This is a genomic window from Pantoea latae (assembly GCF_002077695.1).
Classification (GTDB): Bacteria; Pseudomonadota; Gammaproteobacteria; order Enterobacterales; family Enterobacteriaceae; genus Pantoea; species Pantoea latae.
In genome coordinates this window covers 79,105-102,384 of record NZ_MWUE01000003.1, presented here as the reverse complement: position 1 = coordinate 102,384, position 23,280 = coordinate 79,105, and the positions used below count along the sequence as shown (strand labels likewise).

The following is a 23,280-nucleotide window of genomic DNA, read 5'->3' as shown; positions in this document are numbered from 1 at the left end:
AAATTGTTAATTACCTTGTAAATCGCTGTAATGTAATACTATATAAATTGTCAGGGCGTTTAACCTGCTTCAGGAAGATGAACGGACTTAATCCGTCGCCTCATATATACATAACAATAACTTAATTAAACGTATCGACTTAGCTAATGAATTGATTGCTTAACCAGGTGAAAAGATAACCACCCGACGCTTCCGCCATCGAAACGAGACGCCATGGATTATTACTTTTCCCGCTTTGAACATCGCCGCCCGCCTGCGCCGCTCAACACCCCAGGCTGGGTCATTAAGCTCTGGCAGGTACTGGCCGTCGCTGGGCTGATCCTCGGCGCCAATTACATACGCTGGCGCTGGATGGAGTCGCTCAATATGGACGCGCTCTGGTACGCCATTCCGCTGGCGATGGCGGAAACCCTCGCCTGGGTCGGCACGCTGCTGTTCACCATCAATATCTGGCAGGTGAAAGATCCGGCATGTCCGCCGCCGCCGGAAGAGATTAACCAGTGTCTGCTGGAGCAGGACCGCACCGATGCGCGGCCGCCGAAGGTGGACCTGTTTATCGCCACCTACTCAGAGGATCCCGAGCTGGTGCGGCTCTCCATTCAGGATGCGCTCAAGCTGACCTATCCCACGCCGCTCGTTCTCGCTATCCACGTGCTGGATGATGGCCGTCGGCCGGAGATGCGCGCGGTGTGCGAGCAGGAAGGAGTGAATTACATCACGCGCGAAAACAATATCGGCTTCAAGGCGGGCAATATCCGTAATGGCATGGAGCAGACCGACGGCGATTTTCTGGTGATTTGCGACGCCGATACGCGCGTCTTTCCCGGCCTGCTGGCGCATACGCTGGGCTATTTTCGCGATCCCGACGTCGCCTGGGTGCAGACGCCGCAGTGGTTTTACGATCTGCCGGAAGGGGAACGGCTGACGGACTGGCTGCGCCGCCGCGTCGGGCTGCCGGGCTATCTGTTCGGCCGCGCGGCGGAAGGCGTGCTGGGTCGGCTGACCATCGGCAATGACCCCTTTTTCAACGATCCGCGCATGTTCTACGACGTGATCCTGCGCCGTCGCAACTGGGCAAACGCCGCTTTCTGCTGCGGCGCGGCGTCGGTGCATCGCCGCGAAGCGGTAATGCAGGCGGCGCTGCGCAGCTACGTGTTCAGCGTGGAAGAGGAGATTTCGCGCCATACCCGCGATATTCGCGACGACGAGATGCGCGCCACGCTGAGCCAGGCGATGCGCCCGCACGTGATTGCCGACACCGAGCTGACACCCTACAAATTCCACGTCTCAGAAGATATCTACACCTCTATCGTGCTGCACGGCGACAGCGGCCGCCGCTGGCGCTCGGTGATGCATCCCGGCATCGAGTCGAAAATGCTGTCGCCGCAGGACCTGCTGACCTGGATGATCCAGCGCTTTAAATATGCCGCGGGTTCGCTGGATATCCTGTTTCACGACAAGATCTTTAGCCGCCGCCGCTTTAAGCTCAGCCTCGGCCAGACGCTGATGTACGGCACCACCTTCTGGTCCTATCTCGCCTGTATCTGGAACACCATTTTCCTGATTTCGCCGCTGATCTACCTCTTTACCGGCATTCCGCCCGTCTCCGCCTACTCGACGCCCTTCTACCTGCACTTTTTGCCCTTTTTCATCGTGTCGGAGCTGGCGTTTATGTTCGGCACCTGGGGAATTTCCGCCTGGGACGGACGCTCTTCCTACCTCGCCTTTTTCTCCGTGAACTTGCGCGCCCTGAGCACGGTGTTGCGCGGCGAGAAGATTAAGTTCCATGTGACGCCGAAAGAGCGCCAGTCGGGCCGTTTTCTCTATCTGGTGAAGCCGCAGCTGGCTATCGTGGCGCTGACGCTGCTCGGCCTGATCTGGGGCGGCATTCAGGTGGCGCGCGGCAACGTTGACGACCCCTCCGGCTACGTCATCAATATTTTCTGGGGCACGGTCAATATCGCCGCCATGATGCCCATGATTATGGCGGCGATGTGGACGCCGCCGGCCGCACAGGAGGCGGAAGCAGAATGAGCCTCAAATCGGGTATTTACAGCGCGCGCAGCTACCTGACCATTCTGATCGGGTTTCTGATCGGTTTCGCCATTGTGCTGTGGGTCGAGCGACAGATGCCGACGCGCGTCGAAACCACCGACGGCATCGTGCTGAGCAAAACCTTTCCGCCGCTGCCGCAGCAGCGCGATCTCACCTTTGACGAGGCGGTCTGGGCGCGCATCGCCTGGCAATATTTTGTCAACAACACCCAGGCCAACGGGCTGGTGAATGGTGAAGCGGATAAGCCCTGGCTCAGCCTGTGGAGCACCGGCAGCTATCTGCTGGCGACGATTGCGGCGCAGCAGCTGGCGATTATTCCTAATGCGGAGTTTGACGATCGCGTCGCCTCGGCGCTCGACACGCTGAGCGCACTGCCGCTGAAGCCGGACGGCCTGCCCGCCGCCTTTTATCAGGCGGATTCGCTGGAGGTGCTGCCGTCGGCGGATCAGAACGCCGGCTCGGCGATCGATATGGGCCGCCTGCTGATGCCGCTGCAGATCCTGTTGTGGCGCTACCCGCAGCATGCGGCGGCGGTTAACCAGCTGCTCTCGCGCTGGCAGCTCGCCGGCCTGCTGCAGAGCAGTGGACCGCAGGGCGCCAGCCTGCCGGTCAACCGCTGGGTGATCCGCACCGACGATCCGCGCGGCAGCTACGGCTATCGCCTCTATGCGGGCAGCGTGCTGCGCCTGATCAACGCCGCCGCCGGGCTGGCGGTAAGCCAGCCGCCGGACGGCCTGAAGCTGGTAGAGATCGACGGTCACGCGGTGCCCGACGAGGGGCTGCGCACGCCCTGGGGCAAACAGCCCTCGCTGATCAGCATGCCCTATCTGCTGACCGGACTGGAGCAGGGCTTCGACGCGCGCAGCGGTGAAATCACCTGGCGCATTATGCAGATCGTGCAGAACCGCACCGGCACGCCGTCGGATGAGGAGGCGATCAACAGCGACTATGCCGAACAGGCGCCCGATTTTGTCGGCACGCTGCCGGCCAGCCAGCCGCTGCCGGTTGAAAACCTTAACGACGACCCGAGCGAGTCGCTCGCCAGCCGCGCCCTCACCTCGACCCGCTCCGCCTTCGCCTGGTATGCGCTGTTCCGCAACCGCTGGAGCGAGACGCTGCGCAAAGAGATGCTGCCGATGCTCGAACCTGGCAAAGGCTGGAAGGCGGGCTATAACGCCGACGGATCGATCAACGCCGCTATCGACGCGGACACCAATGCGATGGTGCTGGAGAGCCTCTCCTATATCGCCCACGGCCAGCTTCTCTGCCTGGGCTGTCTCGCCGCCCCTCAACCCGCTACGCAGCCGCAGCAACAAGGAGTAACATCGAAATGAGATTTTTATGGCTTCGCCGGTCTGGCCTCGCCGCCCTGCTGGCTGCGCTGGTGCTTCTGGCGCCCGCGGTTCAGGCGGCGGTCAGCCTGCCCGCGTCAGATTATAAAGTGCGTCACGGCGAGCTAAGCGACCGTGAAATGGCGGTGGCGAAAAACGCCTGGGCCTACTTCGTCGCCAACACGCAGCCGACCACCGGGCTGGTCAACGCGGTCAACAAATATCCCTCCACCACCATGTGGGACAGCGCCTCCTATCTGGCGGCGCTCACCGCGGCGCGTGAGTTAGGGATTATCGATAAAGCGGAGTTCGACCGGCGGCTGCTGCAGTTTATGGCGACCCTGAACAAACTGGTGCTGTTTCAAAACCAGGTGCCGAACAAGGCCTACAACACCATTACCGGTCAGAAGGTGGACTACCTCAACAAACCGGGCGAGATCGGCTTCTCCGCTATCGATATCGGCCGCATGCTGCTCTGGCTGAAGATCATCAAAGAGCGCTACCCGGAGCACAGCAACAACATCGATAACGTGGTGCTCGGCTGGGATTTTACCCACGTGGTGGATGACTGCGGCACGCTCTACGGCGCCTATCTTGACGGCAAAAAGCAGCCGCAGTACGTGCAGGAAGGCCGTCTTGGCTATGAGGAGTACGCCGCCGCCGGCTATCAGCTGTGGGGCTTTACCACCTGTCAGGCGAGCCGACCTGAGCCTTACGCGCTGGCCGATATCTACTGCGTGCTGGTGCCTTACGACTCGCGCGATCCACGCCTGACCAACCAGCACAACTACGTGGTAACAGAGTCTTATCTGCTGCACGGTCTGGAAATGGGCTGGGACAACGCCGACGATCGTGACAATCATGCCAACAGCTTCAGCCATCCGTGGATGAAAAACTTCGCCGACCGCGTCTATCAGGCACAGGAAAATCGCTACATGATCACCGGCGTGCTGACGGCGCGCTCCGAGCATCAGCTCGATAAGTCTCCCTACTTCGTATACGACACGGTGTTTAGCGACGGTTTTAACTGGAACACCATTACCGATAAAGGCCAGTATGTGCCTAACGTGGCGGCGGTGTCGCTCAAGGCGGCGCTCGGCATGTGGGTGCTGTGGGATTCGCCCTACACCGACCGTTTGTTCGACACTATCGAAAACGCCGACGAAGCGAATAAAGGCTACTACGAAGGGTTGTACGAAAACGGCGACGGGCCGATCAAAGAGTTCACCGCCAACAACAACGGCATCATGATGGAGGCGCTGCTGTTTAAAAAAGAGGGCAAGCTGCTGCGCTTCAACAGCAACGATCCGCGCAAGGCGAGCTACGCGCCCTCAATGTGGGAAAAACGCGTGGTCGATATCTTCGATCCCAACAATACGCCGCGCAACCGCCCGTTCCTCAACGTGACGCCCGGCATTAAAAACTGGTGCGAGCAGAGCGGCACCGCCGTGCGCAGCGCGCCGTCGTGCCAGGCCTGTAAGTGCGCGCGCTGCGACAGCCAGGCGCCTGTGAAGTTACCGCCGGTGGCGACCACATGCCTAAAACAGTAATTCGCGCGCTTATCACACTGCTGCTGGCGGCGGGGCTGGTTTTCGCGCTGCTGGCCTGGAACCAGGCCGCAGGCTGGCGCTGGCTGGTGAACGGCGGCTGGCACACCACCGCGCGGCTGGGGGCGCTCAGCGATCAGGAGCGCCGCTGGGCGGCTATTGCCTGGCGCTATTTCGAGAACAACGCCCAGCCGCAAACCGGGCTGGTCAACGGCAGCGACAAGCGGCCGGTGGTGAGCCTGTGGCAGATGGGCGACACGCTGATCGCGCTGACGGCGGCGCGCCAGCTCGATCTGATCGACGACGAGGCCTTCGATCGCCGCCTGACGCTGCTGCTCGGCACCCTTAACCGCCTGCCGCTCACCTCGGCCAACGTGCCTAACCTGCTCTACAGCGCCACCAGCGTGGCGATGGTGGGCTACGCCAACACGCCGCAGGTGATCGGCTGGTCGGCGAAAGATATGGCGCGGCTGATGATGGCGCTGCGCATCGTGGCGGCGTTTCATCCCGAATACAGCGAATATCTGGAGCGCGTGGTGCTGCGCTGGGATTTTTGCCGCGTGGTGGATAGCAAAGGGCAGCTCTACGCCGGCCAGATGCGCCAGCAGAAGCTGACGCCGCAGGCGGAGGGACGTCTCGGCGACAGCGAATACAGCGCGGCGGGCTTTGGCCTCTGGGGATTTGCCAACGATCAGTCGCTGCGTCCGCCCGCCCAGCATGTGATTATCGACGGGCTGGCGCTGGATATTGATGCGCGCGATCCGCGCACCACCTGGACTCCCGCTGCCATCACCACCATGCCCTATGTGCTGAGCGGCATGGAGTACGCCTGGACGCTGCCTGGCGCCGATCGCGACATCGTCGCGCTGCAGCGCCAGCGCGCCAGCAACGTCTATCGCGTGCAGGAGATGCGCTGGCAGCAGAAAAATATCCTGACCGCGCGCAGCGATTTCAACATTTCCGCGCCGCCCTGGCACGTCAACGACACCATTTTCGCCAACGGCTACGCCTGGAACACCCTGGCGGACGACGGCAAGTGGGTGCCGCGCCTGGCGCAGGTGTCAACCCGCGCGGTGTTCGGCCTCTGGGCGCTGTGGCAAACCCCCTTTACCGACGCGCTGATGGCGATGACGCAGCGGCAGAACGATCCGCAGCGCGGCTGGTTTGAGGGGCGCGTCGAGGCGACCGGCGACTACAACCGCGCCATCACCCTTACCACCAACGCCACGGTGCTGGAGGCGCTGCTGTTCAAGGCGAATATGGGCGCGCTGCTGCGCGACAGCGAGCTAAGCGACAGCAGCTACTTCCGTCGCCAGCTGGCGGATCCCTTTACCGCGCCGCAGCGCTGTTTCCCGCTTAACAACCCTGCCCAGAGCGGCAACCTGAATTAAGGAGGCGTGATGCCTGAAAGCCAGCTTCCTAAAGCGCTCGACTCGCTGCGCGCAGCGGTGCTGATGTATGACAGTCAGGAGCGTTTAATCGCCTTTAACCGGCAGGTGGTGCGCTTCTACCCCGGCATCGAGCAGCGTATCTGCCTCGGCATGACGCTGTCGCAGCTGGCAGAGGAGTTTATCGCATCGGCCTATATGACGGAGAACCAGCAGAGCCGCCGGGCGATGATCGATAATCTGGTCAGCCGCTGCCGGCTGGATAACCACAGCGAAATGCGCCGCATCGGCAACCGGCAGGTGTTTGTGCAGCACAACCGCACGCCAGAGGGCGGCATCGTTAGCCTGCATATCGATATGTCGGGCTTCGAGCTGATCAGCGAGTCGCGCAATCAGCTGCACGCCGATTTTGTGCTGGCGGCGGAGTCGACCCAGATTGGCATCTGGGACTGGCAGCAGCAGAAAGATCTATTACAGGTCAACGACGCGCTGCTCAATATGCTCGGCTATCCGCGCGAGACCTGGCATTACAGCGCCAGCTTTCTCGACACGCTGCTGCATCCCGACGATCGCGAGCCGTTACAGCAGCTCTTCTCCAGCGCCAGCAATCGCCAGCTACCGGTTTTTGAAAGCGAAATTCGCCTGTTACACCGTAACGGCAACTACCGCTGGATGCTCTTGTCGGGTCAGGTGGCGAGCGTCACCGTCACGGGCGACACCGCGCGCGTTATCGGCACGCTGCAGGACATCACCAAGCGCAAAGAGGCGGAGCAGCTTTCGCTGCAGGCGCTGGCCGCGGCGCGCGCCGCCAATGAGGCGAAGAGCATCTTCCTCGCCAATATGAGCCACGAAATCCGCACGCCGATGAACGGCATTCTCGGCATGACGCAGCTCTGTCTCGATACGCAGCTTACCCCGGAGCAGCGGGAATATATGACGCTGGTCTATCACTCGGCGCACACGCTGTTGCGGGTAATCAACGACATTCTCGACTACTCGAAAATCGAGGCGGGCAAAATCGAGCTGGACGAAGAGGAGTTCCAGCTGCGGTCGTTCCTGCATGGGCTGATGCGGCCGCTAATGCCCGCCGCGTCGGAGAAGAATGTCGAGCTGCTGGTTAATGTGGCGCCCGACGTGCCCGATACCCTGACGGCAGACAGCGTGCGGCTGCGCCAGGTGCTGACCAACCTGGCCAGCAACGCGCTGAAATTCACCCCGTCGGGCGAAGTGGAGCTGTCGGTGCTTCGCGATGCTCAGACCCACCGGCTGCGCTTTCAGGTGCGCGACACCGGCATCGGCATTCCCCCTGACAAGCAGCAGCTTATCTTTGAATCCTTTAGCCAGGCGGACACCTCAACGACGCGCAAATATGGCGGCACCGGGCTCGGCCTGACCATCTCCGCGCGGCTGGTGGAGATCCTTGGCGGCGAACTGCGGGTAGAGAGCGAACCCGGCAAAGGCAGCGTCTTCTCCTTTAGCCTGCCCGCGCCGCATCAGCCCGTCAGCGAGGCGCTGAAAACCTCACCGCGCTTCAGCAGCGTGCCGGTGCTGGTGGTGGACGACAACGCCACCAACCGTCATATCATGAGCGATATGCTGCGCAATATGGGCCTGCTGCCGAGCCTGGCGGCCAGCGCCGACGAGGCGCTGGCGATGCTGCAGGCGCATCCCGACTTTGCGCTGATCCTGCTGGATGCGCAGATGCCGGATAAAGATGGCATGACGCTGGCGCAGGAGATTAAATCGACACCCGCGCTGGCCAGCAGCCAGATTGTGATGCTCAGCTCGATGAGCCGCTTTATGGACGCCGATCAGCTGGCGCGCATCGGCGTGAACTACTTCCTCGGCAAGCCGGTCGATCAGCGCGAGCTGTACGACGTGATTATGCAGGCGCTGGCGATGCAGCCAGCTGCGGTGCCCGCGCCGCGCCTGCCGGAACTCACCGCCAGCGCGGAGGGTCCGCTGCGCATTTTGCTGGCGGAGGACAACCTGGTGAATCAGAAGCTGGCGGCGCATTTCCTCACCCGTCTCGGCCACCAGTTCGCCATCGTCGGCAACGGACTGGAGGCGCTGGAGCAGCTGGACAAGGAGAAATGGGATCTGATCCTGATGGATCTGCAAATGCCGGAGCTGGATGGCGAGCAGGCGACGCGCCTGATCCGCGAACGCGAAGCGAACCGACCCGAACGCCCGCACCAGCGCATTATCGCCATGACCGCGCACGCCATGAAAGGCGATAAGGAGTTCTGTTTGCAGCACGGCTTCGACGGCTATCTGTCGAAGCCGGTGAGCCTGGAGTCGCTCAACGACGAGATCCTGCGCGTCATCACCCTGCTGCCGCCTGCGCAGCCCGCGCCCGATACGCTGCCGGATCGTCAGTCGCTGGCGTCGCGCCTCGGGCTGGATGACGCGCTGCTGAGCGAGCTGCTGGCGCTCTTCGCCGCCGGGCTGCCGGAGACGCTGGCGCAGCTGAAAAGCGCCCTCGCCGAGCAGGATGCGGCGCGCATTCCCCGGCTGGCGCACAAGCTGCGCGGCGAAGCCTCAACCTTTGGCTTCGACGCCTTCACTCGCTTTTTACAGTCGCTGGAAGACGCAGCGCGCGAGGAAGCGCAGCTGGACAGCGCCGCCCTGATCGCCCAACTGGAACAGCAGTCGCAAGCGCTCTACCTTAATTTGCGCCAACTGCAGGAGAAACCCTGATGCGTTATGCCTTGTCGCTAAGCCTGCTGTTTTGCGCGCCGCTGTTCGCCGCACCGCTCGCCCCGCCGGAAAGCTGGTCGCTGGCGGGCGAGTGGCGCGCCCATGACGCCAACGACCCCGATTTTGTCGGCTGGCGCGGCAGCGATCGCGCATGGCGTTCGCTGCGCGTGCCGGCTAACTGGTACAGCGCCGGCTGGGATCATCAGGGCGCACTCTGGTATCGCACCGAGTTCTCTCTGCCGCAGCGCCGTGACGCCGGACGGCTGGCGACGCTGGAGTTCGACGGCGTGGATTACTTCGCCGACGTCTGGCTCAACGGCCAGAAGCTGGCGCGACACGAGGGCTATTTCCAGCGCTTCGCGGTCGATATCACCTCTGCGCTGACGCGCTACAACCGGCTGGCGGTGCGTGTTGACAGCCCGTTTGAAGATCCGCAAAAGAACTGGCCGCTGCGTAAAAATCTGATGAAGGGCATTCTTAACCAGCACGACTCCCGTCCGGGCGGCGCCTGGTCGCCGCAGGGCCAGGACGCCAACTCTGGCGGCATCTGGTCGCCGGTCAGGCTGCGGCTAAGCCGCGACGTGGCGATCGATAACGTTATTCTCCGGCCCGACTGGTCGCAGGGGCTGACGCAGCCGCGCCTGCGCGTGGAGTTTGTCTATCGCGCGCCGGCGGCGAAAGCGGCGACGCTCGATCTCACCGCGCGCCCCGACAATTTCAGCGGCAAGAACTATCGCCTGTCGCAGGCGGTGACGCTACAGCCCACCGGCGGCGAGACGCAGCGCATCGTGGTGACGCTGCCGATGCCGAACGCGCAGCTCTGGTGGCCAAAGGGCTACGGCAAGCCGAACCTCTATCAGGTGCAGGTCAGGCTGCGCGACGATCGCGGCACCCTCGATCAGCGCAGCAGCCGCACCGGCCTGCGGCAGGTGGTGGAGCAGCCGCAAAACAAAGGGTGGCTGCTCAACGGCCAGCGCCTGTTTATTCGCGGCACCAACTACATCGGCTCGCCCTGGCTCAGCACCATGAACAAGGCGCGCTACGGGCGCGATTTCGACCTGGTCGAGGCGATGAACGCCAACGCCATCCGCGTGCATGGTCACGTGGCAAACCGCGCCCTCTATCAGGCGGCTGACGAGCGCGGACTGCTGATCTGGCAGGATGTGCCGCTGCAGTGGGGCTACAACGACACCCCCGCCTTCGCCGACAACGCCGTGCGCCAGACGCAGGAGATGGTTGAACAGTTCGGCAACTCGCCCGCCGTGGTGGTCTGGGGCGGACAAAACGAACCGCCGTTCAACTCGCCGTGGATGGGCAAGCGTTTTCCCGACTGGAACAAAGATCTCAACCGCAACCTGATGCAGCGGGTGGCGGATACGCTGGCCAAAGACACCAGCCGTATCGTGCATCCTTTCTCCGCCGTGGAAGAGCACTACTGGGCAGGCTGGTATTTCGGCACGCTGGCCAACCTGCTGGAACCAGCGAAAACCGCCACCATCACCGAGTTCGGCGCGCAGGCGCTGCCGCGGCTCGCCACGCTGCGCACCTTTATTCCGCAGAGTGAACTCTGGCCCGCCACCACGCAGCCGGGCGATCCCAAATGGACGCGCTGGAAGTACCATAACTTTCAGCCGATCCAGACCTTCCAGAACGCCAAAATTTCACGCGGGGAGAATATCAACACCTTTATCGCCAATACCCAGCGCTATCAGGCGCGGCTGGTGGCCATCGCCGCAGAGAGCTATCGACGCCAGCGCTTCCAGCCGGTTACTGCGCTTTTTCAGTTTATGTTCGTTGAGATCTGGCCTTCGGTGAACTGGGGCGTGGTGGACTATTTGCGTCATCCTAAACCGGGCTATACGGCGCTGAAGCGCGCCTATCAGCCGCTGCTGCCCTCGATTGAGCCGAAAAGCCTCGACTGGAAGGTGGGGCAGCCGGGACAGATCAACCTGTGGGCGATCAACGACCTGCCGGTGGCGCATCCCGGCAGTCAGCTGCGCTGGCGCATTGCACAGGGCGATCGGGTGCTGGCGCAGGGCGAGCAGGCGCTGGATATCGCGGCGGACAGCGGGAAAAAAGTGGTTGAGCTGCCGGTGACACCGTCACGTCAAGGCGCGCTGCGCGTGTCGGTGACAATCACTAAAGCGCAACGGGTGCTGGCGCGCAACCAGATGGAGTTTGATGTGGCGCCCTGAACACTAACTCGCCAGCTGCGTCAGCCAGGCGATCAGCGCCTCACTGCCCGGCTGGCTTTGCGTTCGCTGCGGCCACGCGAGAAAGTAGGGTTTGCTCAGCGGCAGGCTGAGCGCATCGATCGCCACCAGATCGCCGCGCGCCAGCTCTGCGGCGATCAGCCTTTTCTGTCCCAGCAGCACGCCCGCGCCCACCACCGCGGCGTCTATCGCCAGCGAGGTGAGATTAAAGCTGAACGCCGGCTGCGGCGCTGAGGGTGTTATTCCTCTCGCCTGCTGCCAGCTGCGCCAGTCAGGCAGAAAACGCCCTTCATTGCCCCAGTCGAGGTGGATCAGCGGCGCCTCGCTCAGGGCAGTCGCCAGCGAGTAGCGGCGCAGCAGACTCGGGCTGGCGACCGGCACCACCTCATCAAGAAACAGGCGCTGCTTATCGAGCTGCGGATAGCGATCCTCACCGAAGCAGAGTACAAAATCGGCCGGCGTGGCGTTGAAATCGACCGGCGCGTGGGTGCCGTGCAGGGCGAGGTCGATATCCGGGCAGCGTTCGCGCCACTGCATAATGTTGGGCAGCAGCCATTTCGACGCCAGCGCAGGCAGCGCGTAGAGCGTCAGGCTGGGCATCACCGCCGCGTGACGCAGGTTCTGCTGCCCGAGATAGAGAATATCAAAGGCCTCGCTGACGTAGCGCAGATACTCTTTGCCGGTCTCGGTGAGCATCACGCCGCTCTGCGTGCGCACAAAGAGCGCGCTGCCGAGCTGCTCTTCGAGCTGGCGAATCTGCTGGCTGACTGCCGCAGGGGTCAGGGCCAGCTGCGCGGCGGCCTTCGCCAGACTGCCCAATTCCGCCGCGACCTTGAACGACTGAATCAGGCTGATTTTTGGTAAACGCGGTGACTGAGCGAGCATTAAACTTTCCTTAACAAGGCGTTAAATAACTATCGTTACGCAGTAACTTATCAGCGCGCTACAGTTTGCAACACCTGTCATGATGAGAACCGCTGCTATGTCCGCTTTGATCCGTTCTGATTTACATCCGCTCGCCGACGCCAGCTGGCGACGCCAGTGCCGCGCGCAGCTTGACCAGCACGGCGCGCTGGTGCTGCGTCAGTTTATCCAGCCTGCCGCGCTGCAAATGATGATTGCCGAAGGCGACGCCCAGCGCCATCAGGCTTATCACACTATCAGCAAGCACAACGTCTATTTAATGCCGGCGGATAAGGCCTACAGCGCCGATCACCCGCGCAATCGCGACGTGACCAGCACTAAAGGCTGCATCACCGACGACGTCATTGCGGCGGATTCGCCGCTGCGCCAGCTCTACAACGACGCGCTGTTCCAGCATTTTCTGTGCGACGTGCTGGGGGAAGCCGCGCTCTATCCCTATGCCGATCCGCTCTCCTCTATCAATGTGCACTACGCGCCTGACGGACAGGAACTCGGTTGGCACTTCGACAACTCCTCTTTCGCCATCACCCTGCTGCTGCAGAAGCCGCGCGCGGGCGGCGTATTTCAGTATGTGAAGGATTTGCGCGACGCCGACGCCGGCGAGATGAACTTCGACGGCGTGGCGGCCGTGCTGGATCAGCGTCGGCCGGTAGAGGCGCTGGCGATTGAGGCGGGCGATCTGGTGCTGTTTCGCGGCCGCAACTCCCTGCACCGCGTCACCCCGACTGAAGGGGATATCACGCGGATGCTGGCGGTGCTGGCCTACAATACCCAGCCCGGCATCGCGCTGTCGGAGTCGGCACGCATGACCTTTTATGGCCGGTTATGATCCAGTGTGACCAGCCCCTGCCATCCGCGGCTGAAGATCTGCTGGGTGCGGAACGCCGTCAGATCGCGCCAGTCGCGATCTGACGGCCAGAATCCCTCCACCAGCCGCTGTTTAATGGCGCGCCCCGCCTCACTGGCCGGATCGCCCTGCAGGTGCAGCCAGTGATCGTCGCGCACCCGGCGATGCATCTCTTCTCCGGGCAAGGTGCCGCACTCCACCACCAGCGGCAACAGCCGGGTCGCGGGCAGCGCGCTGAGCAGAAACTGCGACAGATAGCCGGTGGCGGTGGCGGTGACGCCGGTTTCGCTGTCGCGTCCAGCGCCGGTAAACAGCAGCGTCAGCCATTCGCCATAGAGCGCTTTTCCCCACTGGTGCGCGGCCACGGGCTGTTCGGCGATGGCGAGCAGCATCGGATGGCCCCACGCACCTGCGCCGGTATGCAAATCAAAGCTGAGCAGCGTGCTGGCGCGGGAGAGATGCGTTTCGATGATGCGTAATAGCGTTTGATAAGACCAGCTGGGCTGCGCGCCGCCATAGAAGAAGCCGTCGGCAAACTGATACTGCCCCGCCTCCACCACTCGCTTGATCGCTAACCAACCGGCGCTGTCGAGCGCCTGCTGTAGCCGCTGGTCCGCGTCGGCGCGGTCGCCGTGGTAGAGGGTGTGCCAGTCGGCATAGGCAGCGTTGGCGGGCGGCGGCTGGCTGAAATCGAGAAAGTTGCGATTGAGGTCGATATTCTCTTCATTGACGCGCCGCAGGTGAGCGGCGCCCCAGGGATTGAGCAGATGCAGCAGCACAATAGCGGTGTCGTCGGGCAAAGCGGTCAGATCAAACTGATTAACCCACGCTATCTGGCTGTCGGAACCGTAGTAGCCCTCCACGCCGTGCGTGCCGGAGATAATTAACATCACCTTCGACGCGCCGGCATCGCCCAGCACCGCGACATCGGTGTAGAGCGCTTCCCCCTGCGGACCTGGCAGCGGATGCGGATAGGCGGTCAGCGCGCCATTCTGGCGCCTGACGGCGGCGATAAAACGGGCGCGTTGCGACGCGTAGTGCGGCAGTGCGGACATAGGTTTTCCTGTAACGAGCAGGCGCGCTGCTCAGGGATAGACGTTAAATTTGAAATATTTTTTCGCCAGCTGCGCATAGGTGCCGTTGGCGTGCAGCGCCGCCAGCGCATCGTTGATCAGCTTCAGGTTCGCCGCATCCTCTTTGCGCAGGCCGATGCCGACGCCGTTGCCCAGCAGCGTCTTATCCACCAGCGTGGCTTTAATCACGTAGTTTTTGCCTTCCGGGGTATTCAGAAAGCCCTGATCCGCCGAAACCGCATTGGCCAGCGTGGCGTCGAGACGGCCCGCCACCAGATCCGGATAGATCTCCATCTGATTCGCATAGGAGACGATGTTAACGCCCTGCGCCGCCCACTTCGCTTTGGCGTAGCTCTCCTGAATGGTGCCCTGCGCGACGCCGATCGCTTTGCCGCGCAGCGTGCTGACCGCCTCCGTCAGGGGACTGTTTTTCGGCGTCAGCAGCGCGCTCGGCGTGTTGTAGAGCATATCGCTAAACGCCACCTGCTCGCGGCGCTTCTCCGTCATCGACATCGCCGAGAGGATCGCATCGAACTTCTTCGCCTGCAGCGCGGGAATAGCGCTGTCGAAACCGGTCTGCACCCACTGGCAGCGCACTTTCGCCTGCGCGCAAATGGCGTTGCCCAGATCGATATCAAAACCCTGCAGCGAGCCGTCGCTGGCTTTAGACTCAAACGGCGGGAAGGTCGGATCTACGCCGAAGCGCAGCGTTTGTTCGGCAAAGGAGAGCGAGCTAAAGGCGCTGAGGGAAAACAGCAGCGCGCAGGACAGGGTGATTTTCATGGTGATCTCCAGCAGGCGGGTGACGTAACAACGCATGCAGAGTTAATACCATGGCGCACCGCGTTCCTCCACCGGAAAAGAGGAATAATGCAGAGTAAATTCTTATGTTTGTTAGCAGGTTAGCAGAAGTTTATACGCAATGAAGATTTGCTTAACGCTCCGCCCCGTCGACCGAGCTAAAGATTATTTTTAAAAAACTGCATCCGCTCGCTCTTCCCCTTCGTATATCCCCTTGTGAGCAACCTTATTGCTCCTTAAACGAGGATATATGATGAAAAAGTTAATCAGCCTTTCTGTGCTCTCCGCCGCGCTTTTCGTCTCCGCCGCATCCTGGGCCGCCACCCGCAGTGATTCGGTCATGGTAGGCGGCGCCGCGATGTATCCGCAAAAAAATATCGTGGAAAACGCCCTCAACTCTAAGGATCACACCACGCTGGTCGCGGCGGTGAAGGCGGCGGGTCTGGTCGAGACGCTTCAGGGCAAGGGACCATTTACCGTGTTTGCCCCGACCAACGCCGCCTTTGCCAAACTGCCTGCGGGCGCGGTTGATACCCTGCTCAAACCGGAAAACAAGGCGAAACTCACCAGCGTGCTGACCTACCATGTAGTGGCGGGCCAATATGACATGAAGGCGCTGCAGCAGAAAATCAAACAGGGCGGCGGTCATGCTGAACTGAAAACGGTAAACGGTCAGCCGTTATGGATTATGAATAACGGTCCGCACAATATTCAGCTGAAAGATGGTCAGGGGAATATCGCCAATATCAGCACCTATGACGTCTACCAGAAAAACGGCGTGATCGAGGTGATCGATACTGTTCTGATGCCAGAGTAATTGCCTATACTCGAGCTGGCGTCAATTTAATCGGACATGCTATGGACTCAAGCCAGCCTGAGCTGCTGAATACCCTGATAAAAGCGGTCGTTAACGGCGACCGCCTTGCTTTTGAACGACTCTATCGCCTGACCTCCCCTCACCTGTTTGCGGTTGCCTTGCGCACCCTGGGCAATCGCGCCTGGGCGGAGGATGTGCTGCAAGAGTGCTTTATTACGGTATGGCACAACGCCGCCAGCTTTAACAGCGCGCTGAGTTCGCCCCTGACCTGGATGACGCACATTGTGCGCAACCGCGCCATCGATCGCTTGCGCAGCGGCGCGCGGCGCCAGGGCCGCGTGGAGGAGCCGGTCAGCGAGGATCTGGCCTGCCCGACACCGGGCACAGAGAGCGAGGATCGCGCCGATCGTCTCGATCGCTGTTTGAAACAGTTAAGCAGCGAACAGCGGCAAAGCATCTCGCTGGCCTATTATCAGGGCATGTCGCACAGCGATATCGCTGACTGGCTGCAGCAGCCGCTCGGCTCGGTTAAAAGCTGGATCCGTCGCGGTCTGGCGCATTTGCGGGAGTGCGTGGGACGATGAACGTCAAACAAAGGCGTGACGAGGCGCTGGCGGCGGAGTATGCGCTGGGCACCCTACGCGGCCTCGCCAGGCTACGCTTTCAGCGCAGATTAGCCAGAGAGCCTGCGCTGGCCGCCGAGGTGGCGCGCTGGCTCACCCTGCTCAGCGGCATGGATCGCCAGCTCGAGCCGGTCACGCCGCCAGAGGTGGTGTGGAAGAAAATTGCCCTCGCGCTGCCGGCGAAAAAGCCCGCGCCCCGCTATGGGCGTGCGCTTCCCTGGCTAACGGCGGCCGGGCTGGTGTTCGCCGTGCTGCTGTATGCCGTGGCGTTCCGCCCCGCGTCGCTGACGCCGCTCACCGTGCTGAATGGCGCACCCCATGCCGGTCAGTGGATCGTCAGCGCCAGCCGCGCGCGCGACCGCATCACGCTTGCGCCGGTCGACGTCGCCGACGTGGCACCAGACAAGAGCCTTCAGCTGTGGGTGATCCCGGCGGGCGCGGCGCCGGTGTCACTGGGTCTGGTTCAGGCTCACGGCGCCAGCGATCTGGCCATCGCCCGTGCGCCCGCGCTAACAAACGCGGTGCTGGCGGTCAGCCTTGAGCCCAGAGGGGGATCGCCAACGGGCCAGCCGACCGGACCGGTGCTCTACAGCGCGAAGCTATAGGGTGTGCGCGACGGCTCAGGCACCGGGTTTACCTGGGGGCCTGATACTGTTTGAATAATTCAGAGAACCACTCGATAAATACCCTGACCCTGGCGGGAAGATAGCGGCGGTCAGGATAGAGTATGGAAACGGGTTTCGTTACCGCAGGATAATCCGTGAACAATTCTGTCAGCCGGCCAGCCTGAATGTCCGGCGCTAGCGCGGTGCGTAATGCATGGAGCATTCCCAGACCGGCTAAACCGCAGGAGAGCAGCACATCAGAATTGTTCACGCGCATGCAGTAACCTGGGCGTCGAGCGGCCACCTCGCCGTTGATATTAAATTGCCATTCCTGCACCTCCCGACTGTGATCGCTGAAGAAACAGACAGCTTTGTGATGCCTGAGATCGTCCGGCGTCTTTGGCGCGCCATATTTTTCCAGATAGGCGGGTGCCGCACAGGTCACCATTTGCAGCTCGCCCATACGACGCGAAATAAAACTTGAATCAGCCAGTTCACCCAGACGGATCACGCAGTCGACCCCCTCGGAAATGAGATCGGTCAGGCGGTCGGACGCCGACAGAACGATGTCAATCTGCGGATAGCGGGTTTGAAAATCACTCAGCGCGGGGATGAGAATGCTGTGCGCCAGCGCCAGCGGCACGTCGATGCGCAGCTGCCCGCGCGGTGGCTGACGAGGAGAATAGATGGCCATCATATCGTTGACGTCGGCCAGCAGCGTTTTTGCCCGCTGATAAATCTCGTCTCCTTCGGCGGTCACGCTCAGGCTGCGCGTAGTGCGGTGCAAAAGCTTCACGCCCAGCGTCTGTTCCAGCTGCTGTACCGACTTACTCACTGCGGGCCGGTGCAGCTGCAAGGCATCTGCCGCTCGGGTGAAACTGCGCAGCTCAACGACCTGAACAAAGATCTCCATTAACTCAAGCATATTTGAGCGCATAACCTCTCCTCCGCGAAAATTTCCAGCTGACAGCAGAATAGTGCAGCTGAAATTCTACAGGGATTGTTTCTCCTGCAGTAACACTGAACATCTTTTACGTGGCTTTTTGCCCATGGCGCCTTTTTCTATCATGGCCTCCTCTATTGCATTGCTGAGGAAATGAGAGACATGAAAGCATGGTTATTAAAAGATTTTGGCCTGGAAAATCTGCAGCTGGAAGAGGTTGAGACGCCTGTGCCAGGGCCTGGCGAACTGCTGGTTAAAGTCGGCGCCGTTTCGCTGAACTTCAGAGATAAAGCCATTGTGGACGGCTTCTACGAGCCTCATCTTGTGCCCAAGCCGCTGATTCCCGTTTCTGACGCGGCAGGCACCGTGGTTGCCACGGGCGAAGGCGTTACCCGTTTCAGCGTGGGCGACCGCGTCAACTCGCACCTCTATTCCCGCTGGTTAGATGGCGAACCCGCGGCCGATGAACCTGCATGGTGTATTGGCATGCCGTTGCCAGGCGGACTCGCAGAATACATGATTTTGCATGAGGAGAGCGCGGTTAAAGCGCCAGAAAGCATGACCGATGAAGAAGCCGCCACGCTGCCTATTGCTGCGCTGACGGCGTGGTATTCGCTAATGGATATTGGCAAGCTGCAGCCAGGCCAAACCGTTTTAGTGCAGGGAACCGGCGGCGTCTCGGTTTTTGCCGCTCAAATCGCCCATGCCTGCGGCGCTCGCGTGATCGCGACATCCAGTAACGACGCCAACCTTGAGCGCATTAAATCGCTGGGAGCGGATGAGGGCATTAACTATAAACGCTATCCGCAATGGGAAAGCAAGGTGCTCGAACTGACGGATGGCAAGGGTGCCGACGTCACGGTGGATGTTGCCGGCGGCAAGGGTATCAACCAGTCGATTGCGGCAACCAGGGTCGCCGGAACCGTTGCCCAGGTCGGTTTTCTCGCGGGCCAGAAGGCAGATCTGGATTTGATGCCGCTGATTTTCCGCCAGACCACCCTCAGAGGTATCGCGGTTGCGCCTCGCTCCTCTTTCGAGCGAATGAACCCGTTCCTCAATCAGCATCAAATTAAACCGGTTATCGAACAGGTTTATCACTTCAGCCAGGCGGTGGAAGCCTTTGAGCACCTTTCTCGCGGCGCATTTGGCAAAATCGTCATTAAGATGGCGTGCTGATTAGGCTGGGCATGCTCTGATCCGTCTGACAAATTGAGCCCATAAAAAAACCCGCTCAGGGCGGGTTTTTTCATTATCAGTCGAGCTTAGCTGCTCAGACTCTGGTCTTCATCGCGTTTGTAAACGTCGCTGATAATTAGCGCGGCTTACAGCGGGGTGACGTTGCCAGCAGCCGGGCCTTTAGCGCCGTTTTCGATGGTGAAGGAGACTTTCTGACCTTCATCCAGGGTTTTGAAGCTGTCGCTCTGGATAGCAGAGAAGTGTACGAATACATCTTTGCTGCCGTCGTCAGGAGTGATGAAGCCGAAACCTTTATCAGCGTTGAACCATTTTACTAAACCAGTCATTTTGTTAGACATAATACTTCCTTAATTGATGAGCCACTTAGGGTGGCGATGATGGCCTGATAGTATAGAGTGACTTATGGGGCGCTTAGGAGGAGACTCATTAAGAAGAGTATCTGTCGATAACACTTGAACTGAGGACTGCTTTACTAAAACTGCTTTCATAAGGTCTGTAACCAAACCGATGACGCTATTAAGACACAGCCCCTTTTTTTAAGCAACGTTTAATTTTAATTATTTTAACCGCTTACACACCCGGATGGCTAAATGTCCATGCCCCTCTTCCGGCGGGCGCCCTTCCCTGAGCGCTGCTTCTGCCGATAACGGGAGCAGGTTCTCCCTGCTCCCGCACAGGCTATAACTGCAGCTGGCGACCTAAAATCGCATCCGCTTCCTGCAGGGTGACATCCAGCCCTGCAGAAGGGGTAAAGGTCAGCTCGCCGAAAATCACCCTGCCGTTGAGCAGATAGAAGTCGGCCCGAACGAATTTGAAATCCGTGGCGAGCTTCATTGCGCAGGCTTTCATTTTTTCAAAGCCGTCGGGCATCGGTGGGGTCTGGTTGCCGCCGATCAATTCCAGCGTGTCCTCGAAAGGAAGCGGCTGCCAGTTCATATCGAAGTAGTAAAATTTCGGCGTGCCTTTTTCCCGGCCAATACAGACCATCACCGCGTAGGGTTTGCCGTTGAAACAGTAAAATTTATAGTCATCAGGAAAACCGCCGCGTTCATTTTCGATATATTTTTCGCATAAAATTTTGCGGGCGATTTTTTTGTACTGCGGCTCGATAAACAGCGTGGAGAAATCTTCCTTTAGCCACTTATTAAGCTGGCGGTTGGTTTTATCAATATCCAGCTGCGATTTGTCACTACAGATAATGTTATAGCCTGCCCCATGATTACACTTCAGCGCAAACTTTTCCGGCAGGGCATCATAGTCAATTGCCTGTGGCGTGTCGTACACGCCGTAGAGTTCGTTAAGAATATCACCGCACCCTTTTGCGGCGACATACTCCCGCACCTTCACTTTGTCGGCGCATACCGTATAGATGTCACTGTTCAGCTCATTAAATTTGAGCCACTGGATTTTTTCATTAAAATTGGATGGGTTGGTTAAGTTAAGCTTTCTCTTAAATTTAATATAGTAATGAGCCCTGGCGCAAAACTCAGGAGAAAAGTTAGCGCTGGCTTTTAAGGCGGACTTCACTGTGTGTTTTATCATTTTCATGTAAATTATCTCATTTTAAAAATGCTAAGGTGCATTTTGAAGATTGTTTTATCTCTGAAAAAGTAATTAAGAAAGGTGCAGGAGAGGAGTTCCACAGCTAAAAAACAGTATGCGGCGCCCTTGATCCCAAACGCGTGAATCATTAGCCAGGATAAGGGGACGGTTAACAGACAGCATAAAAACATTTTTTTCGCTAAGTAGCCGTATCCCGACTCTTTGATCATATAGCGATAACAAATCGTCCCTAATGAAGAGAACATCGTGCCAACAATAATAATGGGGGTAATGGTGACTGCGGCCAGGTACTGGTCCCCATAGAGCAGATGAATTACCCACTCGCCCAGCAGCCAGAAGCCGCCTAAGGCGATAAGTGAAAACAGGATCACGATGCGGTTGATTTTAATCAGCAGCTTTTCGATGGTCAGCGGCTCTTTCTCGCCATATATCTTTGAAAAAAAGCTGGTTATCAGCGCCAGTACCACAAATGACCAGGCGCCGCCAAGGGTTAGCGCCACGCTGTAGATCCCCAGGTCGGCGTACGAGAGGATGTTGGCCAGAAAAATACCCGATATCTGGGTATAGATATCCGCTGACAGGCTAGACAAAATCAGCGCGCCGCCGGTAGAGAGCATATAGCGGTTATAAACGCCGCCGCCTCGGCTGCTGGCTTTAATCTGCGTGCTGTAATGAAAATAGACGAGGCGCATCAGATAGGGCAGCAGCGGGATAACCACAATCGGAATAGTGAAGGTATAAACCGGCAGTTTAAAGTGGGTGATGCAAAATCGAATCAACAGCGCGACGGATAGCCCTGCTACGTTGGTGAGGGTGTTGATTTTTGATTTTAACTGGGTGTTATTATAAATGGAAAAGAAATCCATTACGATAAAGTAGGTGGCAATGCAGTTCGCCACGCCAAATAAAAACACCAGCGGATCGGTAAAAAAGTAAAGATAGAGCAGCACCGCGCCTGATGAGAGCAGGAAGAAAAAGCGGCGCTGGTTTTGCGTGCGCATCGCCAGAGCGACCCCGGAGCGTGCATTTTCGCTCATGCGTTTAAAGATAATACTCTGCCCACCAAACCATGCCAGGGTTTGCACAAAGAGAAACACAGAGGTGGCGATATTTATCTTGCCAAAGTTATCGGGGCCGATGTACTTCGCCATCAAAGAATTAATATAGATAAGCCCGATAATATTAACGGACTTTTCCAGCATGATCCATATTGCGTTAGAGTACATTTCGTTTCTCACATATACCAATCTTTGCTAACGTAATTAAATAAGTGGATAAGTTATTCCTGAGAAATAATGTGCTGCTTTTTAGTGAGTCAAGAGTGTGGCTGCTTAAATAAAAATAGTGAAGGCTTTTTTCAATTAATCAGATTAAGGGCAGCAGGATGATAATAATAACGCCACCGGTTATTCGTGTTGTATGGTGAGATAGATCAATTCCAATGCCGATTGATCTCCACGCGCCTCGACAGGCGCGCGCCTGATTAATGCCCTGCTCCATTTCTGCGCTGGTCCTGCCGCCTGACAGGCTATTCACGCAAACTGTGCGCTTAACAGCAAATCCTGAGCGTGCTGATTGTCAACGCCTGACTCGCCTCGTAGGCTGCAAATGAATCACTTAAACCGTCTTTGGTTTTAGTGAAACATACATTCTGATTTGTACCCTTTCTCTGGAGTTCGCAATGAAGATTTCTCAATCCGTTCTGTTGCTCCTGCTGCTCTCCGGCTCCGCCTCAGCGCTGGCGGAAAAAATCGGCGTTTCAATGGCCTACTTTGATCAGAATTTTTTGACCATCATTCGCCAGTCCATTGATAAAGAAGCTAAAGCGCGCGGGCTGGAGGTGCAGTTCGAGGACGCGCGCGGCGATGTCGGTCGACAAACCGATCAGCTGCAGGGCTTTATCGGCGCTGGCGTCGACGCGATTATTGTCGACCCGGTGGATTCCGCCAGCACGCCGCAGCTCACTAAGCTGGCGCAGCAGGCGAAAATCCCGCTGGTCTATGTCAACCGCACGCCGGGCGATAAAACCCTGCCGGACGGCGTGGTGTTTGTCGGCTCCGACGAGCGGGAATCGGGCACTTTGCAGATGGAGGCGCTGGCGAAAATGGCCAATTACAAAGGCAACGTGGCGATCATGATCGGCAACCTGACCGACGCCGGGGCGCTGCAGCGCACCAAAGATGTCGAGCAGGTGGTGGCGAAGTATCCCGGCATGAAGGTGGTGCAGAAGCAGCCGGCGAACTATGCGCGCAACGAAGGCATGGATCTGATGCTGAACTGGCTCGGCAACGGTGAGGCGATCGATATCGTGGCGGCCAACAATGATGAAATGGCGATTGGCGCCGCGATGGCGCTGGCTAAAAGCAACAAGAAAATCCTCGTGGGCGGCATCGACGCCACGCCGGACGGCCTTAAGGCGCTGGCGCAGAACAAAATACAGGTGACGGTATTTCAGGACGCGGTGGGCCAGGGCAAAGCCTCTGTTGAAGTGGCGCAAAAGCTGATAAAAGGCGAGAAAGTGGATCCCCACGTCTGGATCCCCTTTGAGCTGGTGACGCGGGATAATATGCAGAAATACGTTGAGAAGAGCCAGTAAGGAGACCCGGAAACCACGCGGTTTCCGGGTCCCACAACACCGACCACCAGCCGGTTA

19 protein-coding genes are annotated in these 23,280 nt (G+C 59.2%); 12 read left to right on the top strand and 7 right to left on the bottom strand.

Annotated elements, in window-relative coordinates:
• The first annotated feature begins 213 nt into the window (after window positions 1-213).
• From B2J69_RS00675 to B2J69_RS00650, 6 genes are read left to right on the top strand one after another with little or no spacing between them, the layout of a single operon-like run.
• The gene (locus B2J69_RS00675; protein ID WP_081134845.1) at window positions 214-2,034 is read left to right on the top strand and encodes a glycosyltransferase family 2 protein; all 1,821 of its coding nucleotides are present in this window, start codon (window positions 214-216) and stop codon (window positions 2,032-2,034) included.
• A complete protein-coding gene (locus tag B2J69_RS00670) occupies window positions 2,031-3,389 on the top strand; it encodes a DUF3131 domain-containing protein (protein ID WP_081134842.1) in 1,359 nt (452 codons plus the stop codon). The genes B2J69_RS00675 and B2J69_RS00670 overlap by 4 nt, the downstream gene beginning before the upstream one ends.
• Window positions 3,386-4,936 carry a DUF3131 domain-containing protein gene (locus B2J69_RS00665; protein ID WP_081134839.1) on the top strand — a complete coding sequence of 517 codons (1,551 nt, stop codon included), beginning with the start codon at window positions 3,386-3,388 and terminating at the stop codon, window positions 4,934-4,936. The genes B2J69_RS00670 and B2J69_RS00665 overlap by 4 nt, the downstream gene beginning before the upstream one ends.
• On the top strand, window positions 4,921-6,324 hold the full coding sequence (locus B2J69_RS00660) for a DUF3131 domain-containing protein (RefSeq protein WP_081134837.1): 1,404 nt from the start codon (window positions 4,921-4,923) through the stop codon (window positions 6,322-6,324). The genes B2J69_RS00665 and B2J69_RS00660 overlap by 16 nt, the downstream gene beginning before the upstream one ends.
• Before the next feature lie 9 nt (window positions 6,325-6,333).
• A complete protein-coding gene (locus tag B2J69_RS00655; RefSeq protein ID WP_081134834.1) occupies window positions 6,334-9,021 on the top strand; it encodes a response regulator in 2,688 nt (895 codons plus the stop codon).
• The gene (locus B2J69_RS00650; protein WP_081134831.1) at window positions 9,021-11,216 is read left to right on the top strand and encodes a glycoside hydrolase family 2 protein; all 2,196 of its coding nucleotides are present in this window, start codon (window positions 9,021-9,023) and stop codon (window positions 11,214-11,216) included. Before B2J69_RS00655 ends, B2J69_RS00650 begins: the two co-directional genes overlap by 1 nt.
• A 3-nt stretch (window positions 11,217-11,219) precedes the next feature.
• Here the strand turns inward: B2J69_RS00650 and B2J69_RS00645 are convergent, their stop codons facing one another.
• Window positions 11,220-12,119, bottom strand: coding sequence for a LysR substrate-binding domain-containing protein (locus B2J69_RS00645; protein WP_081134828.1), 900 nt, complete (start codon window positions 12,117-12,119; stop codon window positions 11,220-11,222).
• A 97-nt stretch (window positions 12,120-12,216) separates the two neighbouring features.
• On the opposite strand from B2J69_RS00645, the gene B2J69_RS00640 reads away from it, so the two are divergent.
• Window positions 12,217-12,987, top strand: coding sequence for a HalD/BesD family halogenase (locus B2J69_RS00640; RefSeq protein ID WP_081134825.1), 771 nt, complete (start codon window positions 12,217-12,219; stop codon window positions 12,985-12,987).
• Here B2J69_RS00640 and B2J69_RS00635 read toward each other — a convergent pair.
• Both B2J69_RS00635 and B2J69_RS00630 read right to left on the bottom strand, forming a co-directional pair.
• Complete coding sequence (locus tag B2J69_RS00635; RefSeq protein ID WP_081134822.1) at window positions 12,972-14,060, bottom strand: DUF2817 domain-containing protein; 1,089 nt, start codon at window positions 14,058-14,060, stop codon at window positions 12,972-12,974. The genes B2J69_RS00640 and B2J69_RS00635 overlap by 16 nt on opposite strands.
• Window positions 14,061-14,090: 30 nt before the next feature.
• Complete coding sequence (locus B2J69_RS00630; RefSeq protein ID WP_081135283.1) at window positions 14,091-14,861, bottom strand: ABC transporter substrate-binding protein; 771 nt, start codon at window positions 14,859-14,861, stop codon at window positions 14,091-14,093.
• A gap of 271 nt (window positions 14,862-15,132) precedes the next feature.
• Between B2J69_RS00630 and B2J69_RS00625 the strand changes: the two genes are divergently transcribed.
• Genes B2J69_RS00625 through B2J69_RS00615 form a run of 3 tightly spaced genes read left to right on the top strand, consistent with a single transcriptional unit; the run spans window position 15,133 to window position 16,924 of the window.
• The gene (locus B2J69_RS00625; RefSeq protein WP_081134819.1) at window positions 15,133-15,696 is read left to right on the top strand and encodes a fasciclin domain-containing protein; all 564 of its coding nucleotides are present in this window, start codon (window positions 15,133-15,135) and stop codon (window positions 15,694-15,696) included.
• A gap of 41 nt (window positions 15,697-15,737) precedes the next feature.
• Entirely contained in the window at window positions 15,738-16,280 is a 543-nt protein-coding gene (locus tag B2J69_RS00620) for an RNA polymerase sigma factor (RefSeq protein ID WP_081134816.1), read from the top strand.
• Window positions 16,277-16,924, top strand: a complete 648-nt coding sequence (locus B2J69_RS00615) for an anti-sigma factor (protein WP_081134813.1) — start codon at window positions 16,277-16,279, stop codon at window positions 16,922-16,924. Before B2J69_RS00620 ends, B2J69_RS00615 begins: the two co-directional genes overlap by 4 nt.
• Before the next feature lie 28 nt (window positions 16,925-16,952).
• Here B2J69_RS00615 and B2J69_RS00610 read toward each other — a convergent pair whose 3' ends face one another.
• Entirely contained in the window at window positions 16,953-17,861 is a 909-nt protein-coding gene (locus tag B2J69_RS00610) for a LysR family transcriptional regulator (protein WP_081134810.1), read from the bottom strand.
• Between the two features lie 168 nt (window positions 17,862-18,029).
• Between B2J69_RS00610 and B2J69_RS00605 the strand changes: the two genes are divergently transcribed.
• Complete coding sequence (locus B2J69_RS00605; protein WP_081134808.1) at window positions 18,030-19,043, top strand: zinc-dependent alcohol dehydrogenase family protein; 1,014 nt, start codon at window positions 18,030-18,032, stop codon at window positions 19,041-19,043.
• A 146-nt stretch (window positions 19,044-19,189) separates the two neighbouring features.
• On the opposite strand, the gene cspE is transcribed toward B2J69_RS00605, so the two are convergent.
• The 3 genes from cspE to B2J69_RS00590 all read right to left on the bottom strand — a co-directional run bounded on the left by cspE (window position 19,190) and on the right by B2J69_RS00590 (window position 21,853).
• Window positions 19,190-19,402, bottom strand: coding sequence for a transcription antiterminator/RNA stability regulator CspE (gene cspE, locus B2J69_RS00600; protein ID WP_081134805.1), 213 nt, complete (start codon window positions 19,400-19,402; stop codon window positions 19,190-19,192).
• A 340-nt stretch (window positions 19,403-19,742) separates the two neighbouring features.
• Window positions 19,743-20,612 carry an ATP-grasp fold amidoligase family protein gene (locus tag B2J69_RS00595; protein ID WP_081134803.1) on the bottom strand — a complete coding sequence of 290 codons (870 nt, stop codon included), beginning with the start codon at window positions 20,610-20,612 and terminating at the stop codon, window positions 19,743-19,745.
• Between the two features lie 5 nt (window positions 20,613-20,617).
• A complete protein-coding gene (locus tag B2J69_RS00590; protein ID WP_081134800.1) occupies window positions 20,618-21,853 on the bottom strand; it encodes an oligosaccharide flippase family protein in 1,236 nt (411 codons plus the stop codon).
• A 455-nt stretch (window positions 21,854-22,308) separates the two neighbouring features.
• On the opposite strand from B2J69_RS00590, the gene B2J69_RS00585 reads away from it, so the two are divergent.
• Window positions 22,309-23,223, top strand: a complete 915-nt coding sequence (locus B2J69_RS00585) for a sugar ABC transporter substrate-binding protein (RefSeq protein ID WP_081134797.1) — start codon at window positions 22,309-22,311, stop codon at window positions 23,221-23,223.
• Window positions 23,224-23,280 lie beyond the last annotated feature (57 nt).

Excerpts from the sequence above, each read along its gene's own strand:
- B2J69_RS00675 (WP_081134845.1), top strand. The coding sequence starts at position 214 with ATGGATTATTACTTTTCCCGCTTTGAACATCGCCGCCCGCCTGCGCCG.
- B2J69_RS00670 (WP_081134842.1), top strand. The coding sequence starts at position 2,031 with ATGAGCCTCAAATCGGGTATTTACAGCGCGCGCAGCTACCTGACCATT.
- B2J69_RS00665 (WP_081134839.1), top strand. The coding sequence starts at position 3,386 with ATGAGATTTTTATGGCTTCGCCGGTCTGGCCTCGCCGCCCTGCTGGCT.
- B2J69_RS00660 (WP_081134837.1), top strand. The coding sequence starts at position 4,921 with ATGCCTAAAACAGTAATTCGCGCGCTTATCACACTGCTGCTGGCGGCG.
- B2J69_RS00655 (WP_081134834.1), top strand. The coding sequence starts at position 6,334 with ATGCCTGAAAGCCAGCTTCCTAAAGCGCTCGACTCGCTGCGCGCAGCG.
- B2J69_RS00650 (WP_081134831.1), top strand. The coding sequence starts at position 9,021 with ATGCGTTATGCCTTGTCGCTAAGCCTGCTGTTTTGCGCGCCGCTGTTC.
- B2J69_RS00645 (WP_081134828.1), bottom strand. The coding sequence starts at position 12,119 with ATGCTCGCTCAGTCACCGCGTTTACCAAAAATCAGCCTGATTCAGTCG.
- B2J69_RS00640 (WP_081134825.1), top strand. The coding sequence starts at position 12,217 with ATGTCCGCTTTGATCCGTTCTGATTTACATCCGCTCGCCGACGCCAGC.
- B2J69_RS00635 (WP_081134822.1), bottom strand. The coding sequence starts at position 14,060 with ATGTCCGCACTGCCGCACTACGCGTCGCAACGCGCCCGTTTTATCGCC.
- B2J69_RS00630 (WP_081135283.1), bottom strand. The coding sequence starts at position 14,861 with ATGAAAATCACCCTGTCCTGCGCGCTGCTGTTTTCCCTCAGCGCCTTT.
- B2J69_RS00625 (WP_081134819.1), top strand. The coding sequence starts at position 15,133 with ATGAAAAAGTTAATCAGCCTTTCTGTGCTCTCCGCCGCGCTTTTCGTC.
- B2J69_RS00620 (WP_081134816.1), top strand. The coding sequence starts at position 15,738 with ATGGACTCAAGCCAGCCTGAGCTGCTGAATACCCTGATAAAAGCGGTC.
- B2J69_RS00615 (WP_081134813.1), top strand. The coding sequence starts at position 16,277 with ATGAACGTCAAACAAAGGCGTGACGAGGCGCTGGCGGCGGAGTATGCG.
- B2J69_RS00610 (WP_081134810.1), bottom strand. The coding sequence starts at position 17,861 with ATGCGCTCAAATATGCTTGAGTTAATGGAGATCTTTGTTCAGGTCGTT.
- B2J69_RS00605 (WP_081134808.1), top strand. The coding sequence starts at position 18,030 with ATGAAAGCATGGTTATTAAAAGATTTTGGCCTGGAAAATCTGCAGCTG.
- cspE (WP_081134805.1), bottom strand. The coding sequence starts at position 19,402 with ATGTCTAACAAAATGACTGGTTTAGTAAAATGGTTCAACGCTGATAAA.
- B2J69_RS00595 (WP_081134803.1), bottom strand. The coding sequence starts at position 20,612 with ATGAAAATGATAAAACACACAGTGAAGTCCGCCTTAAAAGCCAGCGCT.
- B2J69_RS00590 (WP_081134800.1), bottom strand. The coding sequence starts at position 21,853 with ATGTACTCTAACGCAATATGGATCATGCTGGAAAAGTCCGTTAATATT.
- B2J69_RS00585 (WP_081134797.1), top strand. The coding sequence starts at position 22,309 with ATGAAGATTTCTCAATCCGTTCTGTTGCTCCTGCTGCTCTCCGGCTCC.